Source organism: Arsukibacterium perlucidum DSM 18276 (assembly GCF_000382165.1).
Taxonomy (GTDB): Bacteria; Pseudomonadota; Gammaproteobacteria; order Enterobacterales; family Alteromonadaceae; genus Alishewanella; species Alishewanella perlucidum.
Window position 1 is genome coordinate 136,487 of the sequence record NZ_KB907707.1, and the last position, 19,595, is coordinate 156,081.

General features: G+C 49.7%; 22 protein-coding genes and 1 pseudogene. 20 read left to right on the forward strand and 3 right to left on the reverse strand.

Features of this window, described 5'->3' with window-relative positions; translation table 11 throughout:
* The first annotated feature begins 65 nt into the window (after positions 1 to 65).
* The 19 genes from yceD (at position 66) to prpF (ending at position 18,107) form a co-directional block, all read left to right on the forward strand.
* Positions 66 to 593 (forward strand): 23S rRNA accumulation protein YceD, encoded by a 528-nt coding sequence (yceD, locus tag H141_RS0107395; RefSeq protein WP_019675617.1) that lies wholly within the window; start codon positions 66 to 68, stop codon positions 591 to 593.
* A gap of 15 nt (positions 594 to 608) precedes the next feature.
* Positions 609 to 773: a 50S ribosomal protein L32 gene (gene rpmF / locus H141_RS0107400; RefSeq protein WP_019675618.1), complete on the forward strand. Its 165-nt coding sequence runs from the start codon at positions 609 to 611 to the stop codon at positions 771 to 773.
* Positions 774 to 779: 6 nt separating this feature from the next.
* Positions 780 to 1,820 carry a phosphate acyltransferase PlsX gene (plsX, locus tag H141_RS0107405; protein WP_019675619.1) on the forward strand — a complete coding sequence of 347 codons (1,041 nt, stop codon included), beginning with the start codon at positions 780 to 782 and terminating at the stop codon, positions 1,818 to 1,820.
* Between the two features lie 6 nt (positions 1,821 to 1,826).
* Positions 1,827 to 2,786, forward strand: coding sequence for a beta-ketoacyl-ACP synthase III (locus H141_RS0107410; RefSeq protein ID WP_019675620.1), 960 nt, complete (start codon positions 1,827 to 1,829; stop codon positions 2,784 to 2,786).
* Positions 2,787 to 2,834: 48 nt separating this feature from the next.
* Positions 2,835 to 3,776: an ACP S-malonyltransferase gene (gene fabD / locus H141_RS0107415; RefSeq protein WP_019675621.1), complete on the forward strand. Its 942-nt coding sequence runs from the start codon at positions 2,835 to 2,837 to the stop codon at positions 3,774 to 3,776.
* A 2-nt stretch (positions 3,777 to 3,778) separates the two neighbouring features.
* A complete protein-coding gene (gene fabG, locus H141_RS0107420; protein WP_019675622.1) occupies positions 3,779 to 4,525 on the forward strand; it encodes a 3-oxoacyl-ACP reductase FabG in 747 nt (248 codons plus the stop codon).
* 127 nt (positions 4,526 to 4,652) lie between these two features.
* Complete coding sequence (acpP, locus tag H141_RS0107425) at positions 4,653 to 4,889, forward strand: acyl carrier protein (protein WP_008223041.1); 237 nt, start codon at positions 4,653 to 4,655, stop codon at positions 4,887 to 4,889.
* Between the two features lie 80 nt (positions 4,890 to 4,969).
* The gene (gene fabF / locus H141_RS0107430; protein WP_019675623.1) at positions 4,970 to 6,208 is read left to right on the forward strand and encodes a beta-ketoacyl-ACP synthase II; all 1,239 of its coding nucleotides are present in this window, start codon (positions 4,970 to 4,972) and stop codon (positions 6,206 to 6,208) included.
* A gap of 97 nt (positions 6,209 to 6,305) precedes the next feature.
* A complete protein-coding gene (gene pabC / locus H141_RS0107435; protein ID WP_019675624.1) occupies positions 6,306 to 7,073 on the forward strand; it encodes an aminodeoxychorismate lyase in 768 nt (255 codons plus the stop codon).
* Positions 7,070 to 8,086: an endolytic transglycosylase MltG gene (gene mltG / locus H141_RS0107440; RefSeq protein WP_019675625.1), complete on the forward strand. Its 1,017-nt coding sequence runs from the start codon at positions 7,070 to 7,072 to the stop codon at positions 8,084 to 8,086. The genes pabC and mltG overlap by 4 nt, the downstream gene beginning before the upstream one ends.
* On the forward strand, positions 8,076 to 8,720 hold the full coding sequence (gene tmk, locus H141_RS0107445; protein WP_019675626.1) for a dTMP kinase: 645 nt from the start codon (positions 8,076 to 8,078) through the stop codon (positions 8,718 to 8,720). Before mltG ends, tmk begins: the two co-directional genes overlap by 11 nt.
* Positions 8,689 to 9,636: a DNA polymerase III subunit delta' gene (gene holB, locus H141_RS0107450; protein ID WP_019675627.1), complete on the forward strand. Its 948-nt coding sequence runs from the start codon at positions 8,689 to 8,691 to the stop codon at positions 9,634 to 9,636. The genes tmk and holB overlap by 32 nt, the downstream gene beginning before the upstream one ends.
* Entirely contained in the window at positions 9,624 to 9,950 is a 327-nt protein-coding gene (locus H141_RS0107455; protein ID WP_019675628.1) for a PilZ domain-containing protein, read from the forward strand. The genes holB and H141_RS0107455 overlap by 13 nt, the downstream gene beginning before the upstream one ends.
* A 21-nt stretch (positions 9,951 to 9,971) precedes the next feature.
* Entirely contained in the window at positions 9,972 to 10,760 is a 789-nt protein-coding gene (locus tag H141_RS0107460; protein WP_019675629.1) for a TatD family hydrolase, read from the forward strand.
* Between the two features lie 543 nt (positions 10,761 to 11,303).
* Positions 11,304 to 11,987, forward strand: coding sequence for a GntR family transcriptional regulator (locus H141_RS0107465; protein ID WP_019675630.1), 684 nt, complete (start codon positions 11,304 to 11,306; stop codon positions 11,985 to 11,987).
* Between the two features lies 1 nt (position 11,988).
* Positions 11,989 to 12,879, forward strand: a complete 891-nt coding sequence (gene prpB / locus H141_RS0107470) for a methylisocitrate lyase (protein WP_019675631.1) — start codon at positions 11,989 to 11,991, stop codon at positions 12,877 to 12,879.
* Positions 12,880 to 12,941: 62 nt separating this feature from the next.
* Positions 12,942 to 14,069 (forward strand): bifunctional 2-methylcitrate synthase/citrate synthase, encoded by a 1,128-nt coding sequence (prpC, locus tag H141_RS0107475; RefSeq protein WP_019675632.1) that lies wholly within the window; start codon positions 12,942 to 12,944, stop codon positions 14,067 to 14,069.
* A gap of 250 nt (positions 14,070 to 14,319) precedes the next feature.
* Positions 14,320 to 16,920, forward strand: coding sequence for a Fe/S-dependent 2-methylisocitrate dehydratase AcnD (gene acnD, locus H141_RS0107480; protein WP_019675633.1), 2,601 nt, complete (start codon positions 14,320 to 14,322; stop codon positions 16,918 to 16,920).
* Complete coding sequence (prpF, locus tag H141_RS0107485) at positions 16,917 to 18,107, forward strand: 2-methylaconitate cis-trans isomerase PrpF (protein WP_026349303.1); 1,191 nt, start codon at positions 16,917 to 16,919, stop codon at positions 18,105 to 18,107. The genes acnD and prpF overlap by 4 nt, the downstream gene beginning before the upstream one ends.
* Positions 18,108 to 18,174: 67 nt before the next feature.
* Here the strand turns inward: prpF and H141_RS0107490 are convergent, their stop codons facing one another.
* The 3 genes and pseudogenes from H141_RS0107490 to H141_RS21115 all read right to left on the reverse strand — a co-directional run.
* Complete coding sequence (locus tag H141_RS0107490) at positions 18,175 to 18,441, reverse strand: DUF2442 domain-containing protein (RefSeq protein WP_019675635.1); 267 nt, start codon at positions 18,439 to 18,441, stop codon at positions 18,175 to 18,177.
* Positions 18,442 to 18,452: 11 nt separating this feature from the next.
* On the reverse strand, positions 18,453 to 18,680 hold the full coding sequence (locus tag H141_RS0107495; protein ID WP_019675636.1) for a DUF4160 domain-containing protein: 228 nt from the start codon (positions 18,678 to 18,680) through the stop codon (positions 18,453 to 18,455).
* A 335-nt stretch (positions 18,681 to 19,015) separates the two neighbouring features.
* Positions 19,016 to 19,288, reverse strand: a pseudogene (locus H141_RS21115) (type II toxin-antitoxin system RelE/ParE family toxin); the annotation flags it as partial.
* Positions 19,289 to 19,360: 72 nt separating this feature from the next.
* Here H141_RS21115 and H141_RS0107500 point away from each other — a divergent pair.
* Positions 19,361 to 19,595: transposase (locus tag H141_RS0107500; RefSeq protein WP_019675637.1), on the forward strand; the 235-nt coding region annotated here is incomplete at its 3' end.

A 19,595-nucleotide genomic window follows, 5' to 3' on the forward strand; every position in this document is an offset into this window, starting at 1 on the left:
AAAAGCTGAAAAAACTGTGGGAACCCTTTGACAGCGGGGGTTGGGTTCTATATGATGCGCGCCTTATGCAAAAACTGAAAATACCTGTTACGCTTGACCCGGTTAAAGCTGCCCAAAAGCGGTCGATTTTCGACGGCATAGTGCCGCTGCAAACCTTAACCCGGTTAACTGAAAGCCTGGTTGAAAAACAAGGTGAAGTAGCAGTAAGAATTGAATGCGCAACCGATGAACAAGGCCTTGCTGTATTAAACGGCGGGGCGGTTTGTCAGGTAACCGTATGTTGTGAGCGTTGTGGCGAACCAATGACGCTGGCGTTAGACAGCAAATTTGTTTATACACCGGTCAACGGCGATGATGACGCCGCTTTGGCATTAATACCAGAGTGTTACGATGTTATTGTTCGCGACGAGCACGGCGAAATAAATTTACGGCAGTTGGTTGAGGATGAACTTATTCTGGCATTACCACTGTTTCCGATGCATGATGCAGCAGCTTGCAATGTCAGCGCTGATGCGATGAGTTTCGGAGACATAGGGCCAGAACCAGAAAAACCAAACCCCTTTGCCATACTGCAAGAACTGAAAAAAAAGTGATTTAGGAGAAAAACAATGGCTGTTCAGCAAAACAAAAAATCTCGTGCACGTCGTGACATGCGCCGTTCTCACGATGCGTTAACTGGCCCTACGCTGTCAGTTGACTCAACTACTGGTGAAACGCACCGTCGTCACCACATTACTGCCGATGGTTTCTATAAAGGCCGTAAAGTAAAGTAAGTCTGGATGCACCTGGTGCAGCCAATTAAGATTAAGCTTGCTTTAGATATGATGGGGGGCGACCATGGCCCCCTTACTACTATTCCTGCCGCCCTGGCAGCGATTGCTGAATTTCCCCAGTTAAACCTTGTATTGTGTGGCGACATTGATCTGTTGCAACAACAACTCAGTTTTCACAACAGTTTTCCTCATCCACAGCTTAGCCTGGTTGCCAGCAGTAATGACGTTGGTATGGCTGATAAGCCGTCCGTTGCCCTTCGCAATAAGCGTGAGTCATCAATGCGCCGGGCTCTTGACCTGGTCGAGCAGGGCGAAGTGCAGGCTTGTGTCAGTGCCGGCAATACCGGAGCACTGATTGCGATGGCCCATTACGTGTTGAAAATGCTCAATGGTGTGGAACGACCGGCTTTAATCAGTGGTTTACCCAGTTGCAAAGGTAACCCGGTGTATATGCTGGATTTAGGCGCTACGGTAAATTGTGATGCTGATACCTTGTTTCAGTTCGCGGTAATGGGTGCAGTAATGGCTGAAGAAGTCGTTGCCATCCGCAATCCAAAAGTAGCGCTGCTGAATATGGGCGAAGAAGAAATAAAAGGCTCTGATCAGATTAAGCGTGCCTCCCAGTTACTAACCAGTTGCAATGACATTAATTACATTGGTTATATTGAAGGTGATGATATTTTTTCCGGCAAAGCTGATGTGATAGTTTGCGATGGCTTTGTCGGCAATGTCGCATTAAAAACCTGTGAGGGCGTGGCCAAGCTCATTTTACGGCGGTTTGAAACCAGTTTACGCCAAAAAGTCAGTGCCCAGTTTTTTGGCTGGTTACTGAAACCTTTTATAAAAAGTCTTTATCAGGGGGTGAACCCCGACCACTATAACGGGGCAAGTCTGATAGGATTGCGCGGAATTGTAGTGAAAAGTCATGGAAATGCGACAAAAGACGCATTTTTAAGTGCCATCCGACAAGCAGTGCGCGAGGTGGAACGCCAGGTGCCTGCCAAAATTAAAGATCGGCTGGAACACGTATTAATTGATAAAGCATAGGTTCGCATGTATTCACGCATTATTGGCACCGGGAGTTATTTCCCGTCACAAGTTCGCACCAACTCTGATTTAGAAACCATGGTGGAAACCACCGATGAATGGATTATCGAGCGAACGGGTATAAAAGAGCGGCGGATTATCGGCGCTGACGAATCTGTTGCTACTATGGGCGCTCAGGCAGCCCTGCAAGCTATCGACGCGGCGGGTATTGATAAAAACAGCATAGATATGATTATCTGCGCGACAACCAGCGCTGCCCGTGCTTTACCAAGCGCGGCTTGTGAAATTCAGCGTGAATTAGCGATTCCTGCCATTCCCGCCTTTGATATTGCCGCCGCCTGTGCCGGCTTTTGCTATGGCTTAAGTGTAGCAGATCAGTATATTAAAACCGGTATTGCTAAACGTATTCTGGTGATTGGCTCTGATTGTTTATCGCAGCTAATCAGCCCGGAAGACCGTTCTATGGTGATTTTATTCGGTGATGCAGCCGGTGCTGTGTTGCTGGAGGCATCTGAGCAGCCGGGTATTTTATCTACCCATATTCATGCCGACGGCAAGTATTCAGAATTATTGTATGTCGATAACCCAATTCGCGGTGATGAAAACTCAGTACATAACTCCTGGGGCAGCATGAAAGGCAACGACGTCTTTAAAGTGGCCGTGACTAAGTTATCCCAGGTGGTTGAACAAACCCTCAGTGCCAATAATATGGATAAATCAGAAATTGACTGGCTGGTACCGCATCAGGCCAATTTACGGATTATTTCTGCCGTCGCCCGCAAGCTTGATATGTCGATGGATCAGGTAGTAATTAACCTTGATCGCTATGGTAATACCTCTGCTGCGACAGTGCCAACAGCGTTGGATGAGGCTATCCGGGATGGTCGGATTAAACGCGGCCAGACTTTATTGCTGGAAGCCTTTGGTGGTGGTTTTGCCTGGGCCTCTGCCCTGGTAAGATATTGATTTTTCAAAATAGATTTAACACCATTGTTTTAAAGTGCAGGACAAATAATGACTCAAAAACTTGCAATCGTATTCCCCGGACAGGGTTCACAAAGTGTTGGTATGCTAAACGAGCTGTACCAGCATGACATCGTTAAAACGACCTTTGCTGAGGCATCTGCCGCATTGGGGTACGATTTATGGGCGTTGGTGGCTAATGGCCCTGAAGCCGATTTAAACGAAACGCACCGTACTCAGCCTGCTTTACTCACCGCGTCGGTAGCAATCTGGCGGTTGTGGCGACAGCAGGGGGGCGCTGCTCCGGCTTATCTGGCTGGCCATTCACTGGGCGAATATTCAGCGCTGGTGTGTGCTGATGTACTAAGTTTGGGCGCCGCGGTTAAGCTGGTTGAACAACGTGGCAATTATATGCAGCAAGCTGTGCCGGCAGGGGTAGGTGGGATGTCGGCGATAATCGGTCTTGATGATACGCTGATCGCTAAAGCCTGTGCTGAGGCAGCGCAGGGTGAAGTGGTGGCGCCGGTTAACTACAATTCTCCGGGCCAGGTGGTGATCGCTGGCCATAAAGCCGCAGTTGAGCGGGCCGGTGAACTTTGTAAAGCGGCAGGCGCTAAACGTGCCTTGCCATTACCGGTAAGCGTGCCATCACATTGTGCGCTGATGCGCCCGGCCGCTGAGCAGTTGTCCACTGATTTAGCGGCGCTCAATTTTAATGCGCCGCAATTGCCGGTGGTAAACAACGTTGATGTGAGTGTTGCTACTGACAGCGCCGCAATAAAAGATGCGCTGGTGCGTCAGTTATACAGCCCGGTACGCTGGACGGAAACCATTGAGTGGCTGGCAAGCAATGGCGTCACTGATGTCATTGAGCTGGGTGCCGGCAAAGTGCTTAGCGGGCTGATAAAACGTATTGATAAAAATCTTAATAGCAGTTCAGTTAATGATCAGGCAACGTTACAGTCTGCATTAACCCAGCTAACACAGGAATAACAATGACAAACTTACTCTCATTAGAAGGCAAAGTTGCGCTGGTAACCGGCGCCAGTCGTGGTATTGGCCGCGCTATTGCTGAGCAATTAGCCACACTGGGTGCTACAGTGGTTGGCACAGCAACGACCGAGAAAGGCGCGGCAGCTATCTCGGCTTATCTGGCAGATAAAGGCCAGGGTCTGGTATTAAACGTCACTGACGCCGAATCTATTGAACAATGTTTAGCCGAAATTAAAAACCAGTTTGGCGAAATTGATATTTTGATTAATAATGCCGGTATTACCCGCGATAATTTACTGATGCGGATGAAAGATGACGAGTGGTTTGACATCATCCAGACGAATCTGACATCAGTGTTCCGCCTGAGTAAGGCGGTGTTGCGCAGTATGATGAAAAAACGTTATGGTCGTATTGTTACTATCGGCTCTGTTGTTGGCTCAATGGGTAATGCGGGTCAAACTAATTATGCAGCAGCCAAAGCCGGAGTACTGGGTTTTACTAAGTCTTTGGCGCGCGAAGTGGCGTCGCGCGGTATTACGGTTAATGCCGTAGCGCCGGGTTTTATTGACACAGATATGACCAAAGAGCTGTCTGATGAGCAAAAAGAAGCAATATTTTCTCAGGTTCCGGCCAATCGGCTGGGTCAACCAGAAGAAATTGCAGCAACAGTAGCTTTTCTGGTTTCAGCACCGGCAGCTTACATTACCGGTGAAACAATTCACGTTAACGGCGGAATGTATATGCAGTAAGCAAAGCAGGTTTGACCAGCAAAAAATGCTGGAAAGCACGCTTGCAACAGTTGCAGCTTACGCATAAACTAGCGCCACACAAAATTGCACGAATTGTTGCGATTTATATGAGAAAAAGGAAGAAAAGATGAGCAACATCGAAGAACGCGTTAAAAAAATTATCATTGAGCAACTGGGTGTTAAAGAAGACGAAGTAAAAAATGAAGCGTCTTTTGTTGATGACCTGGGTGCCGACTCACTGGATACTGTTGAGCTGGTAATGGCGTTAGAAGAAGAATTCGATACTGAAATCCCTGACGAAGAAGCTGAGAAAATCACTACTGTACAGTCGGCGATTGATTACATTAAAGCCCACGCTGAGTAAGCGCAAAGCTTGTAAAACGGGTAGCTAAGCTACCCGTTTTCGTTTCAAGACAGATATAATTTGCTAAGACGGAGGACACGATGGCAAAACGTCGTGTGGTAGTGACCGGTCTGGGAATGTTAACGCCAGTGGGCAATGACGTATCCAGTAGCTGGCAGGCTTTGCAGCAGGCCGAAAGTGGTATTGGTTTTATTGAGCATTTTGACACCAGTGCTTACACTACGAAGTTTGCGGGTCTGGTTAAAAACTTTGATATAGAACCCTATTTCCCGGCGAAAGACGCCAAGAAAATGGACTTGTTTATCCAGTATGGTGTCGCTGCTGGTATTCAGGCCTTTCGCGATTCTGGCCTGGAAATCACCGAGCAGAATGCACCGCGTATTGGTGCTGCTATAGGTTCAGGCATTGGTGGTCTGGGATTAATTGAAGAAAATCACACTAAATTAATCAACAGCGGCCCCAAACGCTTGTCTCCGTTTTTTGTACCCTCAACCATTATCAATATGATTGCTGGTCAGCTGTCAATCAGCCTTGGCTTGCAGGGCCCGAATATCAGTATTGTTACTGCCTGTACCACAGGCGTGCATAATATTGGCCAGGCCGCACGGATGATTGCCTACGGTGATGCTGATGCCATGATAGCCGGTGGAGCTGAAAAAGCTTCTACGCCGCTTGGTATGGGCGGTTTTGGTGCAGCTAGAGCATTATCGACCCGCAATGATGCGCCTGAACAAGCCAGCCGGCCGTGGGATAAAGACCGGGACGGTTTTGTGCTGGGCGACGGTGCCGGTGTGATGGTAGTCGAAGAGTACGAACATGCCAAAGCCCGTGGTGCCAAAATTTATGCTGAGCTGGTTGGCTTTGGCATGAGTGGTGATGCTTACCATATGACCTCACCGCCGGAAAGTGGCACCGGTGCCGCCCTGGCAATGAAAAACGCCTTGCACGACGCCGGGGTAAACCCGGAGCAGGTGCAATATATCAATGCCCATGGTACTTCAACGCCGGCTGGCGATATTGCGGAAACTATGGCAATTAAATCGATATTTGGCGCTAAGCCGGCTAATTTAATGGTCAGCTCATCAAAATCAATGATGGGGCATTTATTAGGTGCAGCAGGCTCAGTCGAATCGATTATTACCGTATTGTCTTTGCAGGATCAGCTGGTAACGCCAACCATTAATCTGGATAACCCCAGTGATGGCTGCGATCTGGATTATGTACCACATACCGCCCGCCAGGCTAAGCTGGAGTATGCGCTGTGTAACTCCTTTGGTTTTGGTGGTACCAACGGTTCCATCCTGTTTAAGCGGGTTTAATCTTCGCCTTAGTTTGACAAAGGCTGCTGCGGCAGCCTTTGTTTTATCTGCAATTTAAGGCATACTCGGCCTTATTTCCTTGTTGTTATTCAGCCACGTGACCAACACTATCAGTATTAATGATCGCTGTTTTTTATACGGTGACGGCTTTTTCAGCACGGTGCGGGTAAGCAGCGGTAAACCACTGCTCTGGCCGTTACATCTGGCCCGTTTACAGCATAGTGCCCGGCGGCTGGCAATTGACATTACTGACTGGAGCCTGCTGAGCAACGCCGTGGCAGACACTATAGCCGCTAAGCAACTAACCAATGCCGTATTAAAAGTTCAGATTTCCCGTGGGGAAGGTCATCGTGGCTACAGCCCGGCAGGTATAGCGCCCGCCAGTATTTTTATCAGTGATAGTCCTTTGCCGGATTACAGCCGCTGGCAACAGCAAGGTGTAAATTTAGCGCTGGCTGAACTGCGGCTGGCGGTGCAACCAGCGCTGGCGGGTTTAAAACACTGTAACAGGCTGGAACAGGTATTGTTAAAGCAAGAGGCGACCGCAAGACAGGCAGACGATTTACTTGTATGCGATCAACAGGGCTTTATCACTGAGGCGATAGCCGCTAACCTGTTTCTGCATCGGGCGGGGCGTTGGTATACCCCGGAGTTAAGCCGGGCTGGTGTCGCCGGCGTGATGCGTAGCCAGTTGTTAACTCTGCACCCTGATATTAGCGAGGTTAACTGGCAATTACCTGAACTGAATGACGTTGATGCGATGGTGCTGACCAATGCTCTGATGGGAATGGTGCCGGTGCAGTCTTATAATAACCAGGCGCTTGATCTGGCGCTGGCCAAAAGCTGGTGTAACGGGATTTTATGATAAAAAAATTGGTATTGTTGCTGCTACTTGCTGCTGTTGCTCTGGCGCTATTACTGAACTACGGCGTGAAACAACTGGAGCAGCGGCCGGTGCAACTGGCTGAGCCTTATTTTACCTTGCCAGCGGGTAGCAGTGTCAGAGGCCTTTGTCAGCAGTGGCTGGCAGAGGGCCAGCTTAAAGCCTATGACTGTCAGTTACTGCGGCTGTATCTGAAGTGGCAGCCTGAGTTAGCTAAAGTAAGGCAAGGCACTTACCAGACCCCGCAGGCACCGACAGTATTGTCGTTGCTGCGCTTGTTTGCCAGTGGCCAGGTGGCTCAGTTCAGCCTGACTTTTATTGATGGAGAAACAGTGCAGCAGGCGTTGTCGCGGTTGCAGCAAGCTGAGTATTTACAACAGGATATCAGCGATAGCAGCCAGATCACGGAGCTGTTGAACTGGCCTGCCGACTGGGGCGCAAAGCCGCAGCATCCGGAAGGTTTATTATTTGCTGACACCTATTTTTACACGGCTAACAGCACGGCCAGTGAACTGGTAACCCGCGCTCAGCAAGCATTGCTGCGCCAGCTCGATCAGGCCTGGCAACAACGCCAGAGTGAGCTGCCGTTACAAAACCGCTACCAGCTGCTAATTATGGCTTCGTTAATCGAGAAAGAGAGCGGCTTATTGGCTGAAAAGCCGCTGGTCAGTTCGGTGTTTGTTAACCGCTTAAACAGCAATATGCGACTGCAAACCGATCCAACGGTTATTTATGGCTTAACGGACTACAGTGGCCGGATAACCTATGCTGATTTACGTAATCCGCACCCGTACAATACCTACCGGCATCATGGCTTACCACCAGGCCCTATTTCGCTGGTTGGAGCCAGTGCATTGCAGGCAGCAGCGCAGCCTGATGTCAGTGATTATTTTTATTTTGTCAGCCGTGGTGATGGTGCTCATGTGTTTTCAGAAACACTGCAACAACACAATGCCGCGGTAAGGAAGTATATTTTGGGAAAAAATGATGATTAAGCCCGGCCGCTTTATCGTGGTGGAAGGGCTGGAAGGTGCCGGTAAGAGCAGTGCTATTGCCACTATCCGTAACTGGCTGCAGCAACATCAGATACAGGTGGTATGCACCCGTGAGCCTGGTGGCACACCGCTGGCTGAACAGCTGCGTACCCTGGTAAAACAGATAGATAATAATGAGCAATTGGCGCCGGAAACGGAGTTGCTGCTGATGTACGCGGCGCGGGTACAGTTACTGACTAACGTGATCCGGCCTGCGCTGAGCCGCGGTGACTGGGTGCTGGCTGACCGGCATGATATGTCGTCCCGCGCTTATCAGGGAGGCGGCCGCCAGTTAGATGAGCTGCTTATTAATAACCTGCGCAGCACCGTGCTGGGTAATACCCGGCCGGATCTGACCCTTTATCTGGATATCGACCCGGCAGTGGGCCTGAGCCGGGCGGCGGCCCGTGGCGAGTTGGATCGGATTGAGCAGGAGCAACTGGCGTTCTTTGTCAGAACCCGGCAAAAATACCTGCAGATAGCAGCAACCGAGCCAGATATAGTCAGTATTGATGCCAGCCAACCGCTGGCCGCGGTGCAGCAGGCTATTGTTAGCGCATTAAATGACTATTTTAGCGGCCAGGCAGATGGCTGAGCTGTATCCGTGGTTACGCCCTCAGTTTAAGCAGATGCAGGCCCTGATTAGCAACGGCCATCTGGCCCATGCTCTGGTATTAAGTGGCACCGCTGGCATTGGTAAAGGCACACTGGCTGAGGCGCTCGCTGCGGCGTTACTGTGCAAAAACCGCCAGCCTGCGGGAGCCTGTGAAGAGTGTAAAAGCTGTTTGTTGCGCCGGGCAGGCAACCATGCTGATTTACTGGTATTACGCAGTGATACCCAACATATCGGGGTGGATGCTATCCGCCAGCTGAATAATTTTACCCATGGTTCAGCCCAACAGCATGGCTACCGGGTAGTCATTATCCCGCTCGCTGATACGATGACAGAAGCTGCCGCCAATGCGCTGTTAAAAACGCTGGAAGAACCGCCGCCAGGCTGCTTTATTATAGTGGTGACCAGTAATTATTCACAGCTGTCAGCCACTATTCGCAGCCGCTGTCAGCAATGGCAATTAAATGCCGGTAATTCAGCTGACATAACACAATGGCTAAGTCAGCAAACCAATAAAGTACCGCCGGCGTTTTTACTCGATTACTGTCAGGGCGCACCTTTAAAGGCGCTTAAATTGCTGACTGATGAAACAGCTGATGAGCTTGGCGCCATGCTGGCGTTGCTGGATCAGTATTTTGGCGGCCAGCTGCAGCTGGCCAGTGTAGTGAAACAGCTGGATGGCAAAACAGAATTAAGTGGTATGCTGGGCTATTATTTACGGCAGCGGCTGGTTCAGCCACTGGACTTTTTACGACAACAGGCTGTTTTAGCGGCATATCAGCGTTGGTGTCGTGACGCGACCCGGATAATAGGGCAAAATAGTGCGTTGGCGTTAACCGGCTTATTAACTGAATTAAAATCCTTGTTGCAACATCAGGAGGCAAAATGGAAGAGCTGACCCTGGGCTTTAGCGATAATAAAGAATTATACCGCTGTTACATGCCCTTTTTTAAAAATGGTGGTTTGTTTATCCGCTCTGCCCGGCAATATAAGATGGGGCAGTCACTGGCATTGAGCGTCACCCTGCCTGACGCGCTGGAACCGATGGTAGTGACCGGCAAAGTTGCCTGGGTGGCGCCACATGGCTCACAAAGCGCTAACCCGGCCGGTATTGGCGTGGCTTTTATTGATGATAAAGCAAATTTATCCGGCAAAATTGAAAAGCTGATTGGCGGTATGCAAAACAGCACCGATCCTACCTATACCATGTAATCGTTTTATTCAGAGGTTGTTTTGTTTGTAGATTCTCATTGTCATCTGGACAGGTTAGAGCTTGATAAGCTGGGTCTGAGCCTGACTCAGGTTATCGATGCAGCGCTTGAACGCCGGGTTGAACATATGCTGTGTGTCTCCGTCAGCCTGGCTGAGTTTGCCGATATGGCGGCTACCGTGGCTGCTTATCCGCAAGTGTCAGTTTCTTGCGGCGAACATCCGCTGCATCAGACGGGTACCGTCGATCCGGAGCAGTTACTTAATTTATGCCAGCAACCGCAAGTTGTGGCCGTCGGGGAGACTGGTCTTGACTATTTTTATGCACCAGAGTCTAAACTGGCTCAGCAACAGGCGTTTGTCAGCCATATTGAGGTTGCGCGTCAGGTTAAAAAACCTCTTATTGTCCATACCCGTGACGCTCGTACTGACACCATCGCCTTACTAAAGTCGCATCAGGCCGAACAAGCGGGCGGGGTGCTGCATTGCTTTACTGAAAGTTACGAGATGGCAAAAGCGGCGCTCGATTTAGGTTTTTATATTTCTATTTCCGGCATTATGACCTTTCGTAATGCCGACGAGCTGCGCGCGGTGGTGAAAAAATTACCACTGGATCGGCTGTTGATTGAAACCGACTCACCCTATCTGGCACCCGTGCCTTACCGGGGTAAAACTAATCAACCTGCTTATGTTACTGCAGTAGCCGATGCTATCAGCGAGCTGCGCGGCATTAGCGTGGCTAGTCTGGCAGAGCAGACTACCGCTAATTTTTATCGGTTGTTTCCACTGTGCAAGGCGACTTCAAGCTATTGATTTTAAAGTGTTACATGGTTGATTGGATGGCAGGAGATTGCAGATAAAAGAAGCCCAGAACCAATCCGAATTGTTCTGGGCCTAGGGGAATGGCTCATAGGGAATGAGCCGTGCGCTATCGAGAAATTGTTGCAAGTAAGGTAAAGGTAAGTGTAGTAAAGCTAATCCATTTTTGCCTGTTGCCACTAAGCCCTGAATTACCCTTTTTTGCTAAAGTTACCCACCGTTTCTGTTCAGGTTATACCCAGCTTATCCCCGCTTTTGTGCCGCAGCATCGCGTAATTGCAGTCTTTGTCCTTATTTAGGTGCAAGTATTGTTTATAACTGTAATTAGTTAATTGTCATTTATTAATAATCAAAAAGTCTAAAAAATAATCTTGCTAAATGTAATTAAAGCGGGAGTACGAAGGCGGAATAATGCCGGCCATTGTCAAACCGTCTACTACTTTAGGCGCATATTGTCGACAATCTACCTTTTAATGGCTTGACATAGCCACTTAACAAGCTTAAAAAGGGCACATTAAATATTTATGTCGACAATCTATGCATCAAGCTCATCCTGCTTTGCGTCAACCAGTTACTGCTGCCGATAGGGTATTGCAGGAAATTCAGCGCGCTATTGTTGAAGGTGATATTGCTGCTGGCAGCAAAATAAGTGAACCCGAACTGGCGCGGCGTTTCGATTTAAGCCGGGCGCCACTGCGTGAAGCCTTAGCCCGGCTGGAACGTTGTCATTTGATTGAACGGATCCCTAATGCTGGTGCCAGGGTGGTAACGTTGTCGACAACAGGCTTACTGGCGCTGTATCAGCTGCGGGAAAACCTGGAAGGGTTAGCCTGTAAACTGGCTGCCGAGCATATGACCGACGCTGAAATCACCGAAGTACGCCAGTTGCTGGATCAGCATTTATCGTCGCAACGGGTACGCGAGGGTGAAAGTTATTATCAGGAAGCCGGCGATCTGGATTTTCATTACCGGGTGATCCTTGGCAGTAAAAACAGTTATTTAATCAACATATTATGTGACGAGCTATACTACCTGGTACGAATGTACCGGGTCCAGCTGGGCATGAACGGACCACGGGTTTCCCGTGCGTTTGACGAGCATAAAGCTATTATTAATGCCATTGCCAACCGAGACGGTGAGCTGGCTGACTTACTGATGCGTCGCCATATCGCGGCATCGCGTCGGAATATCGAATTACAACTTCAACAAATGGGAACCTGATATGGCTAACACACTTACCGCTGGCGCTAAATTCCGCGCTGCTATAACTGCAAACCAACCGTTACAGATTGTTGGCACCATTAACGCTTATACGGCAATGATGGCCGAACGTTGTGGCCATCAGGCTATTTACCTGTCTGGCGCTGGTGTTGCTAATGCGTCTTTTGGCTTGCCAGACCTTGGCATGACATCTCTGAATGATGTTTGTGAAGATATCCGCCGCATTACCGCTGCCACCAGTGTGCCACTGTTAGTTGATGCTGATACCGGCTGGGGCGGGGCGTTTAACATTGCCCGTACGGTTAAGGAAATGAGCCGGGCCGGCGCGGCGGGGTTTCATATTGAAGATCAGGTGGCACAGAAACGTTGTGGCCACCGGCCCAATAAAGAAATTGTCAGCTTAGATGAAATGGTTGACCGGGTAAAAGCCAGTGTTGATGCCCGCGATGATGAAAGCTTTTTTATTATGGCCCGCACCGATGCCCTGGCGCAGCAGGGTGTTGATGCCGCGCTGGAAAGAGCGCTAGCCTGTGAAGCGGCTGGTGCCGACGCTATTTTTGCTGAGGCTGTGCATACCCTGGAGCAATATCAGGCCTTTACCAATGCATTAAAAATACCTGTGCTGGCAAATATCACCGAATTTGGTCAGACACCGCTATTTAATAAAGCCGAGCTGGCCAGTGTCGGGGTGGCGATGGTGTTGTACCCGCTAAGTGCATTCCGGGCCATGAATAAAGCGGCGCTGAATGTGTACCAGTCTATTCTGGCCAACGGTGATCAGAAAGCGGTGCTGGAAACCATGCAAACCCGTGCAGAATTGTATGACTTTTTAAATTATCACAGCTTTGAGCAAAAACTGGATGCGCTGTTTACTGATGGCAAAAACAAGTAAGCCACCGCAGTTATTTAACCAGACGCAATTTAAAACGAATTACTAAAGAATTGGAGCAAGAAATGGCAAATGCAAAACAACTATCAGGTGCAGGCTTACGTGGCCAGGTCGCTGGCAAAACAGCGTTATCAACCGTTGGTAAAACCGGCTCAGGTTTAACGTACCGGGGTTACGATGTAAAAGATTTAGCGGCAAACTGCGAATTTGATGAAGTGGCGTTTTTAATATTAAAGGGTGAACTGCCGAATAAGAGCGAACTGGCTCAGTATAAAACCAAGCTGAAAAACATGCGGGCTTTGCCGCAGGCATTAAAAGATGTGCTGGAGCGGATCCCGGCATCGGCCCATCCAATGGATGTGATGCGAACCGGTTGCTCAATGCTGGGTAATCTGGAAACAGAACAACGCTTTGCCGAGCAGCAGGATATTACCGACCGGATGCTGGCGCTGTTTCCGGGCATGGTGAATTACTGGTACAACTACAGCCATCATAATAAGCGGATTGAGGTAGAAACCGATGCCAACTCTACCGCAGAACAGTTTTTATGGACCCTGCACGGCGTTAAACCTACGGCGCTGCATACTGAGGTAATGGAATCGTCACTGATTTTATATGCTGAGCATGAATTTAATGCCTCTACCTTTACCGCCCGGGTATGTGCTTCTACCCTTAGCGATATGCACTCGTGCATTACCGGTGCTATTGGTTCCCTGCGAGGTCCGTTGCACGGCGGCGCTAATGAAGCCGCGATGGAACTGATTGAGAATATGAAAGATCCGGAAGATGCAGAGCAGAAGCTGCTGGGGATGCTGGAGCGTAAAGAAAAAATTATGGGCTTTGGCCATGCGGTGTATTCTGAGTCAGACCCACGTAATGCAGTTATTAAAGCCTGGTCAGAAAAGTTAGCTAAGGCTAACGGCGACACGCGTTTATATGATGTATCTGAGCGCTGCGAAGCGGTAATGTGGCGTGAGAAGAAGCTATTTTGTAACGCTGACTTTTTCCATGCCTCGGCCTACAACTACATGGGTATTCCAACCAAGCTGTTTACCCCGATTTTTGTTTGCAGCCGCTTAACCGGCTGGGCAGCCCATGTGATGGAGCAGCGTGCTGATAACCGGATCATCCGGCCAAGTGCTGACTATGTTGGTGTTGAGCCACGTGCGGTCAAACCTATTGGCGAGCGTTAATTAATTACCAGGTGTTCGCGGATGGGGCAACTGATCGGTTGCAACACCCGCCATGCTCGCCACAGCAACTCGCCCGTTGCCTGCGGCAGGGCTCAGACACTCTGTGGCTGTGCTAACGGGGTTCCAACCTCGCATTGCTGCAGCCAAAACATAGGTTACGCATAAGGTAATAAAGCCAAATCGGCGTGGTCAAGCCGGTTTGAGCTTTACGCCCACTCGCCGGCACACACAAGAAATACAGGTAACTACAATGAACAGCGAATATCGTAAAAAACTGCCCGGCACCAACCTGGAGTATTTTGATACTCAGGCCGCCGTCGATGCCATTGAACCCGGCGCTTACGCCAAACTGCCTTATACCTCACGGGTATTTGCCGAAAACCTGGTACGCCGCTGTGACAAGGCAACCCTTACTGATTCATTAAAACAATTTATCTACCGCAAGCGCGATCTCGACTTTCCGTGGTACCCGGCGCGGGTGGTCTGCCATGATATTTTAGGCCAGACTGCGTTGGTCGATTTGGCCGGCCTGCGTGATGCGATAGCTGAACAAGGTGGCGACCCGGCCAAAGTAAACCCGGTGGTGCCAACCCAGTTAATTGTCGATCACTCACTGGCGGTTGAACATGCCGGCTTTGAGGCGGATGCCTTTGATAAGAACCGTGCTATTGAAGACCGGCGCAATGACGATCGCTTCCACTTTATAAACTGGACCAAAAAAGCCTTTAAGAATGTTGATGTTATCCCACCAGGTAACGGCATTATGCACCAGATTAATTTAGAGCGGATGTCGCCGGTAATTCACTCTCTGGATGGCGTCGCCTTCCCTGATACCCTGGTAGGTACCGACAGCCACACCCCGCATGTTGACGCCTTAGGGGTGATTGCGATTGGTGTTGGTGGTTTAGAGGCCGAAAGCGTGATGCTGGGCCGTGCCAGCTGGATGCGCCTGCCCGATATTATTGGGGTAGAGCTGACCGGTAAAGCGCAGCCTGGCATTATGGCCACCGACATTGTGCTGGCGCTGACCGAGTTTTTACGCAAGCAAAAAGTGGTTTCCAGTTATCTGGAGTTTTACGGTGCAGGTGCCGGCAGCTTAAGTTTGGGGGATCGGGCAACTATATCCAACATGACGCCGGAATACGGTGCCACCGCAGCGATGTTTTACATTGACCAACAAACGCTTGATTATTTAACCCTGACCGGCCGTGAAGCAAAGCAGGTACAGCTGGTTGAAACTTATGCCAAAACCGCAGGGTTGTGGGCAGACAGCTTAACCACAGCAGAATACGAGCGGGTACTGACCTTTGATTTATCCAGTGTTGGCCGCACCATGGCCGGGCCATCGAACCCGCATGCAAGGCTGGCCACCAGCGATTTAGCGGCGCGCGGTATTGCCGGTAAGTATGTGCTGGAAGAAGGCAAAATGCCCGATGGCGCGGTGATCATCGCTGCCATTACCAGCTGCACCAATACCTCTAACCCGCGCAATGTTATTGCCGCTGGCTTGCTGGCCCGTAACGCCAATGCCAAAGGTTTAACCCGCAAGCCGTGGGTGAAAACCTCACTTGCGCCTGGCTCAAAAGCTGTGCAGCTGTATCTGGAAGAGGGCAATTTACTATCTGAGCTGGAGCAGCTGGGCTTTGGGATTGTCGGGTTTGCCTGTACTACCTGTAACGGCATGAGTGGCGCGCTGGACCCGGTGATCCAGCAAGAAGTGATTGAACGTGATTTATACGCCACAGCGGTGTTATCGGGTAACCGTAACTTCGATGGTCGTATTCATCCTTATGCCAAGCAGGCATTTTTGGCCTCGCCAGCCTTAGTAGTGGCCTATGCTATTGCCGGTACTATCCGCTTTGATATTGAAAAAGATATCTTAGGTTATGACGACAAAGGCAATGCCATTACTTTAAAAGATATCTGGCCGGATGATGCTGAAATTGATGCGGTAGTGGCAAAAAGCGTTAAGCCTGAGCAGTTCCGCCGCGTGTACGAGCCGATGTTTGCGGTTGATGTTGATTACGGTGACAAAGTATCGCCATTGTATGACTGGCGGCCACAAAGCACTTATATTCGTCGCCCGCCTTACTGGGCGACAGAGGGAGAGGGCGCCATTGCCGGTGAGCGCAGCTTAACCGGTATGCGGCCACTGGCGGTGCTGGGTGATAACATTACTACTGATCATTTGTCACCGTCGAATGCCATTATGCTCGACAGTGCGGCTGGCGAGTACCTGCATAAAATGGGCTTGCCGGAAGAAGATTTTAATTCTTACGCCACCCACCGCGGCGACCATTTAACGGCGCAGCGGGCAACCTTTGCTAACCCTAAGCTGATCAACGAAATGGCAGTGGTTGATGGCAAAGTGCAGCAGGGCTCATTAACCCGGCTGGAACCGGAAGGTAAAGTGACCCGGATGTGGGAGGCGATTGAAACCTACATGCAGCGCAAGCAGCCGCTGATTATTATTGCCGGTGCCGATTACGGCCAGGGCTCATCGCGTGACTGGGCAGCCAAAGGTGTGCGCTTAGCCGGGGTTGAGGCGATTGCCGCTGAGGGCTTTGAGCGTATTCACCGTACCAATTTAATTGGTATGGGGGTATTGCCGCTGGAGTTTAAGCCTGGCACTACCCGTGAAACGCTTAAGCTGGATGGCACTGAAGTTTATGATGTCACCGGCGAGCGCAAGCCAAGGGCCGAGCTTACTCTGGTTATTCACCGGCGTGATGGTGAAACCTTGCAGGTGCCGGTAACCTGCCGCCTGGATACGGGTGAAGAGTTGTCGATATATGAAGCAGGCGGTGTATTGCAGCGCTTTGCTCAGGACTTTTTACAGGGCGCGGTATGATGACAGCTCCACAGATAAAAATCCCCGCTACCTATATGCGTGGCGGCACCAGCAAAGGGGTGTTTTTTAAACTTGACGACTTACCAGCCAACGCTCAGGTACCTGGCCAGGCGCGTGACAACCTGCTGCTGCGGGTAATCGGCAGCCCCGACCCATACGGTAAACATACCGACGGTATGGGCGGCGCAACGTCGAGCACCAGCAAAACCGTTATTTTAAGCAAAAGCAGTAAGGCCGATCACGATGTCGACTACCTGTTTGGCCAGGTTGCCATCGATAAACCTTTTATCGACTGGAGCGGTAACTGTGGCAACTTAACCGCTGCCGTTGGCTCCTTTGCCATCAGCAACGGCCTGGTAGCAAAGGATCGTATCCCACAAAACGGCATATGCACGGTGCGGATTTGGCAGGCGAATATCAGCAAAACCATTATTGCCCATGTACCGGTAACGAACGGCGAAGTGCAGGAAACTGGCGACTTTGAATTAGATGGGGTTACCTTTCCGGCCGCCGAAGTGGCAATAGAGTTTCTAAACCCGGCCGCCGATGCTGGCGAGGGTGGTGGCGCGATGTTCCCGACCGGCAATGTGGTAGACGATTTAGAAGTGCCGGGTATTGGTACTTTTAAAGCTACCCTGATTAACGCCGGTATTCCGACCATTTTCGTTAACGCGGCCGATATCGGTTACACCGGCACCGAACTGCAGGACGCCATTAACAGCGACGCTGCTGCGCTGGCGCGCTTTGAAACCATTCGGGCTTACGGTGCAGTAAAAATGGGCCTGATCAGCGATATCAGCGAGGCTGCAGCGCGGGCGCATACGCCCAAAGTAGCCTTTGTCGCACCAGCACAAAGCTATGTTTCATCCAGCGCCAAGCCGGTGAATGCCAGCGAGATTGACTTGTTAGTGCGGGCTTTATCGATGGGTAAACTGCACCATGCCATGATGGGTACCGCTGCGGTTGCTATTGGTACCGCGGCGGCAATACCCGGCACCCTGGTAAACCTGGCAGCAGGTGGCACAGCGCGGGAAGCCGTGCGCTTTGGCCACCCATCAGGCACCTTGCGGGTTGGTGCTGCCGCTGAGCAAGTTGACGGCCAGTGGACGGTGACCAAAGCCATAATGAGCCGCAGCGCCCGGGTCCTTATGGAAGGTTTTGTCCGCGTGCCGGGTGATTGTTTCTGAAAATATTGTGGGAAATGCTTAAATTGTTAGGGCGCTTTCGCGCCCTATTTTTTTAGATACTTTAACCTTAGCTATTTGCCAGCAATTCAGTATGCTGCTGGTTACGTTGGCAATGGCGGTAAACAAACTCAGGCGCCAGATCAACCCCAGCGCGCCACTCTACGGTGTCAAAGGACACAAATACCTGATTAAACGCTGAAGGCTCATGTAAGCGTTTAAATACGCCAAAGTCCAGATAGGGTTTCATATCCAGAATGCCATGTTCACCATTAGCAAATTCGATTGCTAATTGATAATTTTCCAATGCGGTTACCCGTGTTACTGCCGGAAACATGATTCAACCTCTTATTGCAATGGCTTTATTTTAAACGGTTCTTCGCCATTCATCACTAATAGCCAGTCCGCCATCAATTCTTCCTGGTGCAGTTCCGCCCAAGCCAATACCAGTTTAGTTTGCTTAGCAGGAGGTTTACCCTGCAAAACCTCGCATTCTAAAATGTCTACCGTTGCCCTATACTCACCATAATAAACATGAAAATGCGGTGGTGGATGTTCTTTAGGGGCAGGTAGCACCTTTTGAGGACCATATTAAAGGTTGGGTTGGAAGACCGATCTCTGAATGTATTAAAGTAAGCGAAATTGGAAATGTAGATAGAAGTAACTACCCGGGGAATAAGCAGGTTTCAATATTGGAAAACGGCTATAAAAAATACGTGTTCCCGTACAGGTTTTGCCCCGTCTATTTTATAGTTAATTCAAAAGGTATAATTAAAGACATTAAAACGGATAACAATAAAAAATGCTATTAATGTTAGGAGTAAGCCACCTTATAACAAGCCGTTTAACGCATGTGCCAGCAAACAGCGCTGTCACGGACTCGCAAACTACGCTCGCCCGTTAACGGTGAGTTATGGGTTTATAAACTTCGACTCGGCATCCATGCTCTTATGAAGGACACGAACTATAAAAATACAATCGGGTCTGTTTTCATAAAAAATTGTGTGGCTTTCATGGCGGTGTTTTCTCAGCCCCGAGACAATGTAGTCACACCGGGTTCCGCCATGAGGATTTTTAGCCAAAAAATGAAATGCTGTATCCAAACCTTTAAGATAAGTTTTACGCTGTTCTGCACCCCATGTATTCTGTGTGTATGCTGCTATATTTTTCAAGTCAGCACGGGCAGCCCTGGAAACGAGAGTATAAAAAAATCTGTGTAAGTGGCATTCTACCCATGTATTTGAAAGGAATAAAGAATGCCAGTATCAGACCAGCTTATCGATCAGTTATTAGCTGATTACAGATCCCCTGAAGACCTGCTTGGTGAGCAAGGTATCCTTAAGCAGTTAACTAAAAAGCTTGCTGAGCGTGCCCTTGAAGCTGAGATGGAGCAACATCTTGGTTATGCCAAACATGATGCTATCGGTAAAAATACCGGTAACTCTCGCAATGGTAAAAGTCGTAAATCTGTACGCAGTATTCATGGCGATA

Excerpts from the sequence above, each read along its gene's own strand:
- yceD (WP_019675617.1), top strand. The coding sequence starts at position 66 with ATGCAAAAACTGAAAATACCTGTTACGCTTGACCCGGTTAAAGCTGCC.
- rpmF (WP_019675618.1), top strand. The coding sequence starts at position 609 with ATGGCTGTTCAGCAAAACAAAAAATCTCGTGCACGTCGTGACATGCGC.
- plsX (WP_019675619.1), top strand. The coding sequence starts at position 780 with ATGCACCTGGTGCAGCCAATTAAGATTAAGCTTGCTTTAGATATGATG.
- H141_RS0107410 (WP_019675620.1), top strand. The coding sequence starts at position 1,827 with ATGTATTCACGCATTATTGGCACCGGGAGTTATTTCCCGTCACAAGTT.
- fabD (WP_019675621.1), top strand. The coding sequence starts at position 2,835 with ATGACTCAAAAACTTGCAATCGTATTCCCCGGACAGGGTTCACAAAGT.
- fabG (WP_019675622.1), top strand. The coding sequence starts at position 3,779 with ATGACAAACTTACTCTCATTAGAAGGCAAAGTTGCGCTGGTAACCGGC.
- acpP (WP_008223041.1), top strand. The coding sequence starts at position 4,653 with ATGAGCAACATCGAAGAACGCGTTAAAAAAATTATCATTGAGCAACTG.
- fabF (WP_019675623.1), top strand. The coding sequence starts at position 4,970 with ATGGCAAAACGTCGTGTGGTAGTGACCGGTCTGGGAATGTTAACGCCA.
- mltG (WP_019675625.1), top strand. The coding sequence starts at position 7,070 with ATGATAAAAAAATTGGTATTGTTGCTGCTACTTGCTGCTGTTGCTCTG.
- tmk (WP_019675626.1), top strand. The coding sequence starts at position 8,076 with ATGATGATTAAGCCCGGCCGCTTTATCGTGGTGGAAGGGCTGGAAGGT.
- holB (WP_019675627.1), top strand. The coding sequence starts at position 8,689 with ATGACTATTTTAGCGGCCAGGCAGATGGCTGAGCTGTATCCGTGGTTA.
- H141_RS0107455 (WP_019675628.1), top strand. The coding sequence starts at position 9,624 with ATGGAAGAGCTGACCCTGGGCTTTAGCGATAATAAAGAATTATACCGC.
- H141_RS0107465 (WP_019675630.1), top strand. The coding sequence starts at position 11,304 with ATGCATCAAGCTCATCCTGCTTTGCGTCAACCAGTTACTGCTGCCGAT.
- prpB (WP_019675631.1), top strand. The coding sequence starts at position 11,989 with ATGGCTAACACACTTACCGCTGGCGCTAAATTCCGCGCTGCTATAACT.
- prpC (WP_019675632.1), top strand. The coding sequence starts at position 12,942 with ATGGCAAATGCAAAACAACTATCAGGTGCAGGCTTACGTGGCCAGGTC.
- acnD (WP_019675633.1), top strand. The coding sequence starts at position 14,320 with ATGAACAGCGAATATCGTAAAAAACTGCCCGGCACCAACCTGGAGTAT.
- prpF (WP_026349303.1), top strand. The coding sequence starts at position 16,917 with ATGATGACAGCTCCACAGATAAAAATCCCCGCTACCTATATGCGTGGC.
- H141_RS0107490 (WP_019675635.1), bottom strand. The coding sequence starts at position 18,441 with ATGTTTCCGGCAGTAACACGGGTAACCGCATTGGAAAATTATCAATTA.